This window comes from Microbacterium sp. P5_B6 (genome assembly GCF_056400345.1).
Map to the genome: position 1 here is coordinate 164,453 of NZ_JBFULL010000005.1, position 14,539 is coordinate 178,991.

A 14,539-nucleotide genomic window follows, 5' to 3' on the forward strand; every position below is an offset into this window, starting at 1 on the left:
CGTCACTCCGCAGAAGTCGCTCTGAGCGAACGGGCGGGCGCGAGATCAACCCTACCAAACTCGGGAGCCCCCTGAGTGCGCACTGGACGTTCGCCGGGCATATGGTCAGACCTCGCCGTGGGCGTCGGGGTCGGTGGGCAGCTCCACATCGCTCACGTGGGGCATGCGCATCCTGGTCAGAACCACGACGTCCACGACGAGGGAGGCGATCACGCTGACGACCACCGAGAGGAAGAAGATCGTCGGATCGACCCACGGCTGACCGCGCAGCACCAGGAGGACGACGATGAACACGACGAACTTGAGGATCCAGCCGCCGAGGACGATGCCGAAGAACACGGGCACGTAGAGGTCGTCGCCGTACCAGCGGTTGGCGATGAGGATGCTGATCCCCGTGATGGCGAGGAACACCGCGGCCACGAGAACGCCGGCGAGCCCGCTCCACAGGCCCGACGCCCCGGCGACCAGATAGCCGAGGACGCCGGCGACGATCGCGAGGACTCCTGTCACGATGCCGCCCCAGGTCAGCGTCGTCCGCAGGATCGGGGTGCTCGAGACGGGACTCGGACTCATGATGCGCTCTCCAGAGTGGATCGGGGCGCTCGCCGGCGCGAAGGCAGAAGGGTCAGCACGAGGCACGCGGAGGCGCCGACGATGCCGTAGACGATGCCGAGGATGTAGTCCCCCGGCCAGCTCTGGTGCGTGCCGATGTACATCAGCAGCACCGCGAGCCCCACGATCGCCGTCCATGCGTAGAAGATCAGCACGGCCCCGCGGTCGCTGTGCCCCATGTCGAGCATCCGATGATGCAGGTGCTTGCGGTCAGGTGAGAACGGGGACTTGCCGGCTCTCAGGCGCCGGAGGACGGCGAGCCCGAAATCGAGGAGCGGCAGGAGGACGACGATCACCGGCAGCAGGATCGGGATGAACGCGCCGAGCAGCTGCGAGCGCCCGAAGTCCTCGGGGTCGAGCACCGATGGTTCGAGCTGCCCGGTGATGGCGATGGCCGAGCACGCCATCAGGAGGCCGAGCATGAGGGCGCCGGAATCGCCCATGAAGAGCTTCGCCGGGCTCCAGTTGATGGGCAGGAATCCGAGGCACGTGCCGATCAGCACAGCCGCGATGAAGGTCGCCAGCGAGAAATTGCTCGCCGCGAAGTCCCTCGAGAGCATGTACGAGTACGCGAAGAAGACGGCATTCGCGATCAGGCACACGCCGGCGACGAGACCGTCCAGGCCGTCGATGAAATTGACCGCGTTCATCACGATGACGATCGAGAACACGGTGAGCGCGAAGCTCACCGGACCCGAACCCACGGTCAGTCCGCCGATCGGAAGCGAATAGATCTGCAGCTCCCCGAACCACGCGATGATGCCCGCGGCGAGGAACTGCGCACCGAGCTTGACGAACCAGTCCAGGTCCCAGAGGTCGTCGGCGATCCCGACGAGCACGATGATCACGGTCGCCGCCAGGATCGCCCACACCTGCTCGGGCTCGGCCCAGAAGATCGCGAAGTAGGGATTCGCCGCCGACACCCCGATGGCGGCCACGACCCCGAAGAACATCGCGATGCCGCCGAGACGCGGAGTCGGCGTCTTGTGCACATCTCGCTCCCGGATGCCGGGATAGAGCTTGAACTTGATGCTGAGCCGCCATACGGCCCAGGAGAGGGCGAAGGTCACGCTGGCGGTGAAGAGGATGGTGAAGACGTACTGCTTCACGCGCCGCCGCCGCCCGGCTGCGGTTCGGCATCCGGGATCTCGGCAGTCGAGTCTGCGGCGACCCAAGGCGGGGGTGCGTCGTCAGGATCGTCCTCGAGGAGGTCTCCGAGCACCTCCCGCAGTCGCGCCCGGTCGATCGCGCCCTCGCGGAGCACGCGGACCCTCGGTTCGGCACCGCCGACGAGGCTGGTCGCGTCGATGATCGTCGACGCGACGCCCGTGTGGGACGGACCGCCGTCCAGATAGACGCCCACGCTCTCTCCGAGCATGCCGCGGGCGTCCTCGATGCGGACGGCGGCGGGACGCCCCGTCAGATTGGCGCTGGACACGGCGAGGGGGCCCGTCTCCTCGAGCAGCTCGAGTGCGATGCGGTGCGCGGGCATCCGCACAGCCACTGTCCCGCGCGTCTCGCCGAGATCCCATGACAGCGACGGCTGCGAGGGCAGGACGATGGTCAGCCCGCCGGGCCAGAACGCCTCGACGAGACGCTCCACGGGCTCGGGCACCTCCGCCACGAGGGCTCGAAGGGTCGTGAGTCCGGCGACCAGCACAGGCGGCGGCGACTGCCGGCCGCGGCCCTTGGCATCGAGCAGCCGCTGGACGGCGCTCGCGCTGAAGGCATCCGCGGCCACGCCGTAGACGGTATCGGTGGGGATGACGACGAGCTCGCCGCGGCCGATCGCCTGGCGGGCCTGGCGCATACCGGGGAGAAGCTGCGCCTCGTCGCGGCAGTCGAAGACGGAGGACATGACGCGCCCAGTCTAGCCGCGGAGGCGCCGGCGCCCTGCGCGGCTCACGGTCGGATGGCCGTCGTGGCGCGGTCGCGCATGGTGAGGTCGGGGTGCGTCGCCGTGGCGCGCCAGCCGTCGGCGGTCAGGAGGTCGCGGATGGGCTCGCCCTGCCACTCGCCGTGCTCGATCACGATCGTTCCGCCGGAGTGCAGCAGGCGCAGGCCCACCCCGCTCAGCACGCGCACGACGTCGAGACCGTCCTCGCCGCCGTAGAGCGCCGCGGGAGGATCGAAGAAGCGCACCTCCGGGTCGCGCGGGATGGCGGCATCCGGAACGTAGGGCGGATTGGAGACGAGCACCGAGACCGTCCCGGCGAGTTCGGGGAATGCGTGGGCGAGGTCGACGAAGGCCAATCGCGCATTGTCGGCGCCCACCGCGCGGAAGTTCTCCTCCGTCCAGACGAAGGCGTCCACGGAGTTCTCTGCGGCATGCACCCGCGCGTGGGGCACCTCGGTTGCCAGCGCGAGGGCGATCGCTCCGCTGCCGGTGCCGAGATCGACGGCGACCGGAGAAGGGGATGCCGCGGCGATGAGCGCGTCGATCGCGAGCTGCGCGACCATCTCGGTCTCGGGGCGGGGCACGAAGACGCCGGGGCCGACGCGGAGCTCGAGATGGCGGAACGGCGCCGTGCCGATGATGTGCTGGAGCGGCTCGCGAGTGGCCCGCCGGTCGATGAGCCGATCGATGCGAGCGGAAGCCACGGAGTCGATCCCGGCGCCTCGGATGGCCGCGGCCTGCACGGCGCCGCGGCCCGCGCCGAGCACGTGCCCGGCGAGCAGCTCGGCGTCGACGACAGGATCGGGCACGCCGACACGGGCAAGACGCTCGGAGGCGCGGCGGAGCGCGTCGGCGAGTGTTTCGGGGGAATCGGATGCTGCGGGGGCCATGAGCGGACTACAGCCTACGTGGCACCGCAGACGGGAGGGGTCCCCCAGCGCAACCGCACCCCGTCACAAACCGTCATCCAGCGCGAGGACTCCCTTAGGCTGACAGCGTTCTGATCACCCGCGCCGCTGGTCGCCCGGGTGAAGCTGCTCACCCGAAAGGCCGCCACATGCCCGGCATCCACTCCGACATCACGAGCGCGTTCGGCGACACTCCGCTCGTCCGCCTCAACCACGTGACCGAGGGCCTCCCCGGCACTGTTCTCGCCAAGCTCGAGTTCTACAACCCGGCCTCGAGCGTCAAGGACCGTCTGGGCATCGCGATCGTGGATGCGGCAGAGGCATCGGGCGAGCTGAAGCCCGGCGGCACCATCATCGAGGCGACGAGCGGCAACACCGGCATCGCGCTCGCCATGGTCGGCGCCGCTCGCGGCTACAAGGTGATCCTCGCCATGCCCTCCTCGATGTCGGTCGAGCGCCGCCTGCTCCTCAAGGCCTACGGCGCCGAGCTCGTCCTCACGGAGCCTGCCCTCGGAATGAAGGGCGCCGTCGCGAAGGCCGAGGAGCTCGTCGCCGAGACGCCTGGTGCGGTCCTCGCGCGCCAGTTCGAGAATGAGGCGAACCCCGCCATCCACCGCAAGACCACCGCCGAGGAGATCCTCCGCGACACCGACGGCGAGATCGGCTATTTCGTCGCCGGCATCGGCACGGGCGGCACCATCACCGGTGTCGGCCAGGTGCTGAAGGAGCGGGCGCCCCAGGCCAAGGTCATCGCGGTCGAGCCCGCGGATTCGCCCCTGCTCACCAAGGGCACCCCCGGCCCCCACAAGATCCAGGGCATCGGACCCAACTTCGTGCCCGCCATCCTCGACCAGAGCGTCATCGACGAGGTGATCGACGTCGAGTTCGACGACTCGATCCGCACCGCCCGGGAGGTCGGCGCGAAGGAGGGCATCCTCGTCGGCATCTCGAGCGGCGCGGCCATCTGGGCGGCGCTGCAGATCGCGGCACGTCCCGAGGCCGAAGGCAAGAACATCGTCGTGGTGATCCCCTCCTTCGGTGAGCGCTACCTCTCCACGGCTCTCTACGAGGACCTCCGCGAGGGCTGAGCCTCAGGACTGCGAGAGCATCGCCTCATGGCCCGCATCCATTCCGACATCACGACTGCCTTCGGCGACACGCCGCTCGTCCGCCTCAACAGGCTGACCGAGGGTCTGGGCGCCGAGGTGCTCGTCAAGCTCGAGTTCTACAACCCCGGCGCCAGCGTGAAGGATCGCCTCGGGGTCGCGCTGGTCGCGGCGGCCGAGGCGTCCGGCGAGCTGCGTCCGGGCGGAACGATCGTCGAGTCGACCAGCGGCAACACGGGCATCGCCCTCGCGCTCATCGGCGCCGCCCGCGGCTACCGCGTGATCCTGACGATGCCCGCATCGATGTCGAAGGAGCGCAGGACGCTGCTCAAGGCGTACGGCGCGGAACTGGTGCTCACCGATCCCTACAAGGGCATGACCGAGGCCGTCGAGACGGCCAAGCGCATCGCCGCGGAGACGCCTGGGGCGGTGCTCGCCCGTCAGTTCGAGCATGCCGCCAACCCTGAGATCCACCGCCGCACGACGGCGGAGGAGATCTGGCGCGACACCGAGGGCCGGGTCGACTGGTTCGTGGCGGGGTCGGGGACGGGCGGCACCATCACGGGCGTCGGCCAGGTGCTCAAGGAGCGGAACCCGGCCGTCCGGAACATCCTCGTCGAGCCCAAGGACTCCCCCGTCCTGACGGAGGGACGAGCCGGTGGGCATCGGATCCAGGGCGTCGGTCCGAACTTCGTCCCCGACGTCCTCGATCGGAGCGTCGTCGACGAGATCTTCGACGTCGAGTTCGACGATGCCATCCGGGTGGCGCGCGATCTCGCCACTCAGGAGGGCATCCTCGCCGGCATGTCGGCCGGTGCGGCCGTCTGGGCGGCGCTGCAGATCGCGGCTCGTCCCGAGGCTGCGGGTCAGCGGATCGTGGTCATCGTGCCGGACGCGGGCGAGCGCTACCTCTCGACGGCGCTCTACCAGCACCTGCGGGAGCCCGAGGAGGGCAAGGCATGACCATCGAACCCCACGAGGCGCTCGGCGTCCTCGGCCGGATCCGCGAGGACCTCGCTGCGGCGAAGCTGCGAGACCCCGCGGCGCGCACATCGATCGAGATCGCCGTGCTGTACCCCGGCCTGCACGCCATCTGGGCGCACCGTGTCGATCACTGGCTGTGGCAGCGGGGATTCCGGTTCCTCGCACGTGCCGGCTCGCAGATGACACGCTGGCTGACCGGTATCGAGATCCATCCCGGCGCCACCATCGGGCGGCGCTTCTTCATCGACCACGGGATGGGCGTCGTCATCGGCGAGACCGCCGAGGTCGGCGACGACGTGATGCTCTACCACGGCGTCACGCTGGGTGGTCGCACACGGGACGGCGGCAAGCGGCATCCCACGATCGGAGACGGCGTCGCAGTCGGCGCCGGTGCCAAAGTCCTCGGCCCCATCACCATCGGCGAGGGCTCGGTCGTCGGCGCGAACGCCGTGGTCACGAAGGACGCCCCAGCCGACAGCGTCCTGGTCGGCATCCCCGCGAAACCTCGCGCCCGCCGGGTCGGCGAAGACACGCGTGCCCTGCTGACGGCGCCCGAGTACCACATCTGATCGCTCGCGGCGCCGTCCCGTCGAGACAGGGAATCTCGCCGAGACAGTGCGGCGTGCTGCCCTGTCTGGGCGAGATCCCCTGTCTCGGCGGTGACCGTCTCCGCGTGGCGGGGTCAGGCGTCGGAGCCCAGAGCGGCCAGTCGCGCCTCTTCGTCGGCCTGGATGGCCGACTCGATGATCGGCTCGAGCGCGCCGTCCATCACCTGGTCGAGGTTGTAGGACTTGTAGCCGGTGCGGTGGTCGGCGATCCGGTTCTCGGGGAAGTTGTACGTGCGGATGCGCTCGGAGCGGTCCATCCCGCGGATCTGCGACTTGCGGGCGTCGGAGGCGACGGCATCCCGCTCCTCCTGCTGCTTCGCGAGCAGCCGGGCACGCAGCACCCGCATGCCGGCTTCGCGGTTCTGCAGCTGCGATTTCTCGTTCTGCATCGAGACGACGATGCCCGTCGGCACATGGGTGATGCGCACGGCGGAGTCGGTCGTATTGACGGACTGACCACCCGGACCGGAGGAGCGGAAGACGTCGATCTTGAGGTCGTTGGGGTTGATCTCGACTTCGTCCGGCTCGTCCACCTCAGGAAAGACGAGCACACCCGTCGTCGATGTGTGGATCCGGCCCTGCGACTCGGTCGCCGGCACCCGCTGGACGCGATGCACGCCGCCCTCGTACTTCAAGTGCGCCCAGACCCCCTGCGCGGGGTCGGTCGATGATCCCTTGATCGCGACCTGGACGTCCTTGTAGCCGCCGAGATCGGACTCCGTCCGCTCGAGCAGTTCGGTCTTCCAGCCCTTGGAGGCGGCGTACTGCAGGTACATCCGCAGCAGGTCGGCGGCGAACAGCGCACTCTCCGCACCACCCTCGCCGCCCTTGATCTCCATGATGACGTCGCGTGCATCATCGGGGTCTCGCGGAATCAGCAGCCGCCGCAGGCGCTCCTGCGTCTCGGCGACCTTCTCCTCGAGCACCGGAACCTCTTCGGCGAACGCCTCGTCCTCGCGGGCGAGTTCGCGTGCCGCTTCGAGATCGTCGGCGGCCGCGACCCACGCATCGTTGGCGGCGACGATCTTCGACAGCTCGGCGTAGCGCCGGTTGACCCTCTTCGCGCGGGCGGCGTCAGCGTGCACAGCCGGGTCGGAGAGCTCGACCTGGACGGCCTTGTGCTCTTCGATCAGTGCGCGCACCGAGTCGAACATCGCGGGTTCGGACACTGCTTCCCCGGTACGTCAGCGGATGCTGTTGTCGTGCGCGTGGCTGTGACCGCCGCCGGTGGGTGCGGGGATCGACTTCTGCATCTGCACGAGGAACTCGACGTTGGACTGCGTCTCTTTCAGCTTGCCGAGCACGACCTCGAGGGCCTGCTGCGGGTCGAGCCCTGCGAGGGCGCGACGCAGCTTCCAGGTGATCTTGACCTCGTCGGCCGAGAGGAGCATCTCTTCGCGGCGCGTGCTCGACGCGTTGACGTCGACCGCCGGGAAGATGCGCTTGTCGGCGAGCTGACGGCTGAGGCGGAGCTCGCTGTTGCCGGTGCCCTTGAACTCCTCGAAGATGACGTCGTCCATCTTGGACCCGGTCTCGACGAGCGCCGTGGCGAGGATCGTGAGCGATCCGCCGTTCTCGATGTTGCGCGCGGCGCCGAAGAAGCGCTTGGGCGGGTAGAGCGCCGACGCGTCGACGCCGCCGGTCAGCACACGACCGGAGGTCGGGGCCGAGATGTTGTAGGCGCGGCCCAGACGGGTGATCGAGTCGAGGAGGACGACCACATCGCGGCCCAGTTCGACGAGGCGCTTCGCACGCTCGATGGCGAGCTCGGCGACCGTGGTGTGGTCTTCCGCGGGGCGGTCGAACGTCGAGGCGATGACCTCGCCGCGAACGGTCCGCTGCATGTCGGTGACCTCTTCTGGGCGCTCGTCCACGAGGACGACCATGAGGTGCACCTCGGGGTTGTTGTGCGCGATGGCGTTGGCGATCTGCTGCAGCACGATCGTCTTGCCGGCCTTGGGCGGGGCGACGATGAGGCCGCGCTGGCCCTTGCCGATCGGTGCGACGAGGTCGATGATGCGCTGCGTCAGCTTCTCGGGCGCGGTCTCCAGACGGAGGCGCTCCTGGGGGTAGAGAGGCGTGAGCTTGCCGAACTCCACACGGGTCGCTGCGTCCTCGACCGAGAGGCCGTTGACCGCATCGACCTTGACCAGCGCGTTGTACTTCTGGCGGCTGGACTGCTCGTTCTCGCGGGGCTGCTTGATGGCTCCGACGACGGCGTCGCCCTTGCGCAGGTTGTACTTCTTGACCTGGCCGAGCGAGACGTAGACGTCGCTCGGACCCGGGAGGTACCCGGTCGTGCGGACGAACGCGTAGTTGTCGAGCACGTCGAGGATGCCCGCGATCGGGATGAGCACGTCATCCTCGCCGATCTCGGTCTCGAACTCGTCGCCCGTGGTGGCGGGACGACGCTTGTTGCGCTGACGGTTGCGGTTCCCGGCCAGTGCCGACTCCTGCTCGTCATCGGCCTGGTCGGCGTTCTGAGCGCTCTGCTGGGGCGCGTTCTGAGCGCCCTGGTTCTGAGCGGGCTGCGCGTTCTGCGCGTTCTGGGCGTTCGGCTGCTGAGCCCCCCCGTTCTGCGCGCGGTTGCGGTTGCGGCTGCGCGAACGGCTGCGAGAGCGCGACGGGGTCTCATCGCCTGCCGCCTCGGCACCGGATGCTTCGCCCTGCGCCTGCGCTTCGCCATCGGCCTGCTCGGCGTCGGTCTGCTCGGCAGTCTGCGCGGCGTCGGCCTGCTCTCCGGCCTGCTCGGCGTCGGCCTGTGCGGCGTCGGCCTGCGCGGCCTCGGCCGTCTGCTCCGCCTCGGACGCGGTGACCTCGGTGCCCGGCTCTGCGGGCGCCTCGGTGGAGACCTCGGTCCCCTGCTCAGCGGAAGTCTCGATCGCCTCGGCGGCCGGAGCCTCGGGCTCGGCGGCGGGCGCCTCGGCGTCGACGGGCTTCACGTCGGTGCTCTTGGCGCGGCGGGGCGCACGCTTGCGGGGCGCACGCGCGGGCGCGACGGCCTCGACGGGGGCCTCAACCTCTGCGGGGGCCTCGGCCTCGGCGGCCTCGACGGCCGGCTCAGCGGGGGCCTCAGCGGCCGGCTCAGCAGGCGCCTCAACGGCCTCTTCTTCGGCGACGAGCCGTTCGTCGACGGCGACAGGCGCGGCCTCTTCGGCGGGCGCCTCGGCGGCGGGCGCCTCGGCGGCGGGCTCATCGACGGTCGCCTCGGCGACCTGGACGGGCGCATCCTCGAAGGATGCTGCTTCGGTCTCGGCGACGACGTCGCCGGTCACTGTCGCCTCGGCTTCGGGCGCATCGGTGCGCTCCTCGTCCTGCGAGTCGACGGTGTGGATCTCGGAGATGGACTCCACGAGTTCTCCCTTGTGAAAACGGAATGGATATGCACGAACGCACAGTCACAGCGCGTGGCAGAATGTGCCCGCGCGGCCCCGAGAACAGCTCAGATGCCGCAACGGCCGCTGAGCGTTCGGATGGGGCGGGGGATGCGCCAGGGGTTTCGCAGAATTGCGACGGAGGCCAGATTCACGTACTTACGTGGAACCCTCCGCGTACTCCTTCACTGTACCACCCTTGAAGTCGACAGCGAGCAGGAGCGCCTCCCACGGGGTGTCGGTCTCGGCTTCGACCACACGGGCCGCCTCGAGGCGCCGGCCGGGACCATCAGCGAGCACGAGGACGCTCGGGCCCGCACCGGAGACGACCGCCGCGAAGCCACGCTCGCGCAGGAGCCGCACGAGCCGATCCGTGTCGAGCATCGCCTGCGCCCGGTAGCTCTGGTGCAGCTTGTCCTCGGTGGCCGCGAGCAGAAGCTCGGGGCTCTGGGTGAGCGCTGCGATGAGCAGCGCGGAGCGCGAGACGTTGAACACGGCGTCCTCTCGCGGCACCTGCAGCGGCTGCAGGCTCCGCGCGAGCTTCGTCGACATCGTGAACTCGGGGACCAGCACGAGCGGCGAGACACCCCGATGCACGAGGAGCTTCTTGTGCTGCGGACCCGTCTCGTCCATCCACGCGATCGTGAGGCCGCCGAAGAGCGCAGGGGCGACGTTGTCGGGGTGCCCCTCGAGCTCCGTCGCGAGACTCAGCAGGGTCTCGTCTCCGAGGACGACGTCACCCGCCAGCAGTCCCTTCGCCGCGAGCAGCCCGGAGACGACGGCCGCGCCGGATGACCCCATCCCCCGGCCGTGCGGGATCACATTCCGAGCCTGCATCCGGATGCCGGGCATCCGTCGTCCCACGGCTTCGAACGCGTACGCGATCGAGCGCACGACGAGATTCGACGCGTCGCGCGGGACGTCCTCCGCGCCTTCGCCGGACACCTCGATCTCGACGCGGCCCTGCGGCAGCGCCGTGACGATGAGCTCGTCGTAGACGCTCAGCGCGAGCCCGAGCGTGTCGAACCCGGGGCCGAGGTTGGCACTCGTCGCCGGCACGCGAACCACCACCGAGCGCCCCTCGGGCACCATCGCAGCGGCGGCTGCGTTCACGCGGTGGCCTCGCGGGCGAGGCCGAGAACGGACGCCACCTCCGATGTCGTCGCGTCCACGACCGTGGGCTCCACCTTCGAGCCGTCGCTGTTGCGGAGGGCCCACTGGGGGTCCTTCAGGCCGTGGCCCGTCACGGTCAGCACGACACGTGCTCCGGGCTTCACGATGCCGGCCTCCGCGCGATCGAGGAGGCCCGCGACACTGATCGCCGACGCGGGCTCGACGAAGATGCCCACCTCGGCGGCGAGCAGCTTCTGGGCTGCGAGGATCCGGTCGTCGTCGATGGCGCCGAAGTAGCCGTCGGTCGCCTCGCGTGCGTCGAGCGCGAGCTCCCACGAAGCCGGGTTGCCGATGCGGATCGCGCTCGCGACCGTCTCGGGATTCTTCACGACCTCGCCGAGCACGAGCGGGGCGGAGCCTTCGGCCTGGAAGCCGAACATGCGCGGGATGCGGGTCGAAACGCCCGCGTCCGCCTCTTCGCGATACCCGCGGGTGTAGGCGGTGTAGTTGCCCGCGTTGCCCACAGGGATGAAGTGGAAGTCCGGCGCGTCGCCGAGCTGCTCGACGATCTCGTAGGCCGCTGTCTTCTGCCCGTCGATCCGGTCGGGATTGACGGAGTTGACCAGGTGCACGGGGTAGCTGTCCGCGAGCTCGCGGGCGATCTCGAGGCAGTCGTCGAAGTTGCCGCGGATCTGGATGAGCTGGCCGTTGTGCGCGACGGCCTGGCTCAGCTTGCCCATGGCGATCTTGCCCTCGGGGACGAGGACGGCCGCGGTGATCCCGGCGTGCGCCGCATAGGCTGCGGCCGAGGCCGAGGTGTTGCCCGTCGACGCGCAGATGACGGCCTTCGCGCCGTGCTCGATCGCGCGCGAGACGGCGACCGTCATGCCGCGATCCTTGAACGAGCCGGTGGGGTTCATGCCCTCGAACTTGACCCAGACCTCAGCGCCGGTGCGACGCGAGAGCGCGGGAGCGGGGAGCAGGGGCGTTCCCCCCTCGCCGAGGGTCACGACGGTCGAGGTGTCCGTGACGCCCAGACGGTCGCCGTATTCGCGGAGGACTCCGCGCCAGACGTGTGCCATGTCAGTCTCCTTCTACACGCAGGACCGAGACGACGCGCTCCACGACGCCGCTCGCGGCGAGACGGTCGACCGTCTCGCTGAGGTCCTGCTCCAATGCCTTGTGGGTTCCGATGACGAGGCTCGCGGTGCGCGCGTCCTCGCCCGATACGGTCTGCTCGACGGTCGCGATCGAGACGCGCCCCTCGCTGAGGATCCCGGCGATCGTCGCCAGGACGCCCGGCCGGTCGTCCACCTCGAGGGTGATCTGGTAGCGCGTCGTGACGCGGCCGACTTCGACGATCGGAAGGTTGGCGCGTGTCGACTCGCCCACGCCGACGCCGCCCGCGATGTGGCGGCGCGCGGCCGACACGACATCGCCGAGCACAGCGGACGCCGTCTGGACGCCACCGGCGCCCGCGCCGTAGAACATGAGGTTGCCGGCGGCCTCGGCCTGCACGAAGACCGCGTTGTTGGCGCCGTGGACGCTGGCGAGCGGGTGGTCCCTGCTGATCAGAGCGGGGTAGACCCGCACCGAGATGGCCTCGCCCGTAGGGCGAGGCTGGTCGTCGAGTGGTGACGAAGCCGCGGGTCCGGCATCCGTCTGGCCCGTCAGGCGCTCGCAGACGGCGAGCAGCTTGATGACATAGCCGGCGTGACGCGCGGCATCCATCATCGTCTTGTCGATGCCGGTGATGCCCTCGCGGTGCACCGACTCGAGCGGCACGGTCGTGTGGAAGGCGAGGCTGGCGAGGATCGCCGCCTTCTGGGCCGCGTCATACCCCTCGACATCGGCGGTCGGGTCGGCCTCGGCATAGCCCAGGCGCTGCGCGTCGGCGAGCACGTCCTCGAGTTCGGCGCCCTCGGTGTCCATGCGGTCGAGGATGTAGTTGGTGGTGCCGTTGACGATGCCCATGATCCGCTGCACACGGTCACCGGCCAGCGAGTCGCGGAGCGGCCGGATGATCGGGATCGCCCCGGCGGCGGCTGCCTCGTAGTAGACCTGCGCCCCGACCTGGTCTGCGGCCTCGAAGATCTCGGTGCCGTGCGTGGCGAGAAGCGCCTTGTTCGCGGTCACCACATCGGCGCCCGAGTTGATCGCCTGCAGCAGGTAGGAGCGCGCGGGCTCGATGCCGCCGAGCAGCTCGATGACGATGTCGGCTCCGACCACGAGAGTCTCGGCATCCGTCGTGAAGAGCTCCCGCGGAAGCTCTGTCTCTCGGGGCGCCTCGACGTCGCGGACGGCGATGCCCACGAGTTCGAGGGTCGCGCCCGCACGATCGGCGAGCTCGGGGCCGTGGCGCAGGAGCAGCGACGCGACCTGGGAGCCGACGGCGCCGGCTCCGAGGAGCGCGACCCGCAGGCGGCGGTAGTCGGTCACAGGGATTCGCTCCGCTCACTCGGTACAGGCATGAATTTCCCTTCGGTGGTGAGGGTCAGTCCGGCGTCGCGTCCGAGCAGGTCATCGACCGTCTCGCCGCGGACGATGACACGAGCCTCTCCCCCGCGCAGCGCCACGACGGGCGGGCGGGGGACGTGGTTGTAGTTGCTCGAGAGCGAATAGCAGTAGGCGCCGGTCGCCGGCACGGCGAGCAGGTCGCCCGGCGAGACGTCGCCCGGGAGGTATTCGGCATCCACGACGATGTCGCCCGATTCGCAGTGCTTGCCGACCACTCGCGCGAGCACGGGCTCGGCGTCGCTGACGCGCGACGCGAGCCGCGCCGAGTACTGCGCTCCGTAGAGGGCCGGGCGGGCGTTGTCGCTCATCCCGCCGTCGACACTCACGTAGAGGCGGGTCAGGCTCTCATCCACCTGCACCGGCTTGGTCGTGCCGACCTCGTAGAGCGTCACTCCCGCCTGGCCGATGATCACGCGGCCCGGTTCGAACGCCAGATCCGGGACCGGGATGCCGCGCACCGCGCACTCCTGAGCCACGGCGTCGACGATCCCGGCCGCGAGCTCCTCGATGGGCGTGGGGTCGTCCTCCGCGCGATACGCGATGCCGAATCCGCCGCCGAGGTTGAGGACGGGCACCTCACCCCCCGCCAGGAGCTGGGCGTGGAGCTCGACGACGCGGCCTGCGGACTCGCGGAAGCCGGCGGTGCCGAAGATCTGCGAGCCGATGTGGCAGTGGAGCCCGACGAAAGTCAGTCCGTCGATCTCGCGGATGCGGGCGACGGCGGAGGGGGCATCCTCGAGGGTGAAGCCGAACTTCTGATCCTCGTGAGCCGTCGCCAGGAAGTCGTGGGTCTCGGCGTGCACCCCGCTGTTGACGCGGACGAGCACGGCCTGCTGGGCGTCGCGGCGCTCGACGATGGCGGCGAGGCGCTCGAGTTCGATCCAGCTGTCGATGACGATCGAGCCGACGCCCACCTCGACGGCGCGCTCGAGCTCGGCCACGCTCTTGTTGTTGCCGTGGAATCCCAGCCGGGAGGGCTCTGCTCCCGCCGCGAGCGCGACGGCGAGCTCGCCGCCCGTGCAGACGTCGACGGCGAGTCCTTCTTCGGTGACCCAGCGCACCACCTCGCTCGAGAGGAAGGCCTTTCCCGCGTAGTAGACACGCACCTGCGCGTCGTGCTCGGATGCTGCGGCCCGGAACGCCTCGAGCGTCCTCCGCGCGTGATCACGGACCTGGTCTTCGTCGATGACGAAGAGGGGCGTGCCGAAGCGATCGCTCAGCGCGGTCGCAGGGAGCCCGCCGAGGCGCAGGATCCCTTGCTCATCGCGGCTCGCGCCTGCCGGCCACACCCGAGCGGCAAGGGCATTCGCGTCTGCCGGCACAGGAGGAAGGTCGGGTCGGCTCTGCGGGGCGGCGGACACGGGTGAGACCAATCGGTGGGGGCTTCGGCGCGACGTCGTCCGGACGGAGCCGGGCAACG

General features: G+C 69.8%; 13 protein-coding genes. 3 read left to right on the forward strand and 10 right to left on the reverse strand.

The annotated features are described in order from the left end of the window. Positions 1 to 105: 105 nt before the first annotated feature. Genes AC1DP3_RS08835 through prmC form a run of 4 tightly spaced genes read right to left on the reverse strand, consistent with a single transcriptional unit; the run spans position 106 to position 3,399 of the window. Complete coding sequence (locus tag AC1DP3_RS08835; RefSeq protein WP_477292786.1) at positions 106 to 573, reverse strand: hypothetical protein; 468 nt, start codon at positions 571 to 573, stop codon at positions 106 to 108. Beyond that, on the reverse strand, positions 570 to 1,721 hold the full coding sequence (locus AC1DP3_RS08840) for an MraY family glycosyltransferase (protein WP_477292787.1): 1,152 nt from the start codon (positions 1,719 to 1,721) through the stop codon (positions 570 to 572). Before AC1DP3_RS08840 ends, AC1DP3_RS08835 begins: the two co-directional genes overlap by 4 nt. Next, entirely contained in the window at positions 1,718 to 2,470 is a 753-nt protein-coding gene (locus AC1DP3_RS08845; RefSeq protein WP_477292788.1) for an L-threonylcarbamoyladenylate synthase, read from the reverse strand. Before AC1DP3_RS08845 ends, AC1DP3_RS08840 begins: the two co-directional genes overlap by 4 nt. Positions 2,471 to 2,514: 44 nt before the next feature. Further along, entirely contained in the window at positions 2,515 to 3,399 is an 885-nt protein-coding gene (gene prmC, locus AC1DP3_RS08850) for a peptide chain release factor N(5)-glutamine methyltransferase (RefSeq protein WP_477292789.1), read from the reverse strand. Between the two features lie 167 nt (positions 3,400 to 3,566). Here prmC and cysK (AC1DP3_RS08855) point away from each other — a divergent pair, with 167 nt between their 5' ends. Genes cysK (AC1DP3_RS08855) through epsC form a run of 3 tightly spaced genes read left to right on the forward strand, consistent with a single transcriptional unit; the run spans position 3,567 to position 6,076 of the window. Further along, a complete protein-coding gene (cysK, locus tag AC1DP3_RS08855; RefSeq protein ID WP_477292790.1) occupies positions 3,567 to 4,505 on the forward strand; it encodes a cysteine synthase A in 939 nt (312 codons plus the stop codon). Between the two features lie 27 nt (positions 4,506 to 4,532). Beyond that, positions 4,533 to 5,486 carry a cysteine synthase A gene (gene cysK / locus AC1DP3_RS08860; protein ID WP_477292791.1) on the forward strand — a complete coding sequence of 318 codons (954 nt, stop codon included), beginning with the start codon at positions 4,533 to 4,535 and terminating at the stop codon, positions 5,484 to 5,486. Beyond that, the gene (epsC, locus tag AC1DP3_RS08865) at positions 5,483 to 6,076 is read left to right on the forward strand and encodes a serine O-acetyltransferase EpsC (RefSeq protein WP_477292792.1); all 594 of its coding nucleotides are present in this window, start codon (positions 5,483 to 5,485) and stop codon (positions 6,074 to 6,076) included. Before cysK (AC1DP3_RS08860) ends, epsC begins: the two co-directional genes overlap by 4 nt. Before the next feature lie 113 nt (positions 6,077 to 6,189). Here epsC and prfA read toward each other — a convergent pair whose 3' ends face one another. From prfA to lysA, 6 genes are all read right to left on the reverse strand, one after another. Then, the gene (prfA, locus tag AC1DP3_RS08870) at positions 6,190 to 7,269 is read right to left on the reverse strand and encodes a peptide chain release factor 1 (RefSeq protein WP_477292904.1); all 1,080 of its coding nucleotides are present in this window, start codon (positions 7,267 to 7,269) and stop codon (positions 6,190 to 6,192) included. A 30-nt stretch (positions 7,270 to 7,299) separates the two neighbouring features. After that, complete coding sequence (rho, locus tag AC1DP3_RS08875; RefSeq protein ID WP_477292793.1) at positions 7,300 to 9,468, reverse strand: transcription termination factor Rho; 2,169 nt, start codon at positions 9,466 to 9,468, stop codon at positions 7,300 to 7,302. A gap of 180 nt (positions 9,469 to 9,648) precedes the next feature. Continuing rightward, positions 9,649 to 10,581, reverse strand: a complete 933-nt coding sequence (gene thrB / locus AC1DP3_RS08880) for a homoserine kinase (RefSeq protein WP_477292905.1) — start codon at positions 10,579 to 10,581, stop codon at positions 9,649 to 9,651. A gap of 17 nt (positions 10,582 to 10,598) precedes the next feature. Beyond that, a complete protein-coding gene (gene thrC / locus AC1DP3_RS08885) occupies positions 10,599 to 11,684 on the reverse strand; it encodes a threonine synthase (protein ID WP_477292794.1) in 1,086 nt (361 codons plus the stop codon). A gap of 1 nt (position 11,685) precedes the next feature. Beyond that, entirely contained in the window at positions 11,686 to 13,041 is a 1,356-nt protein-coding gene (locus AC1DP3_RS08890) for a homoserine dehydrogenase (RefSeq protein WP_477292795.1), read from the reverse strand. Next, a complete protein-coding gene (lysA, locus tag AC1DP3_RS08895) occupies positions 13,038 to 14,480 on the reverse strand; it encodes a diaminopimelate decarboxylase (protein WP_477292796.1) in 1,443 nt (480 codons plus the stop codon). The genes AC1DP3_RS08890 and lysA overlap by 4 nt, the downstream gene beginning before the upstream one ends. Positions 14,481 to 14,539 lie beyond the last annotated feature (59 nt).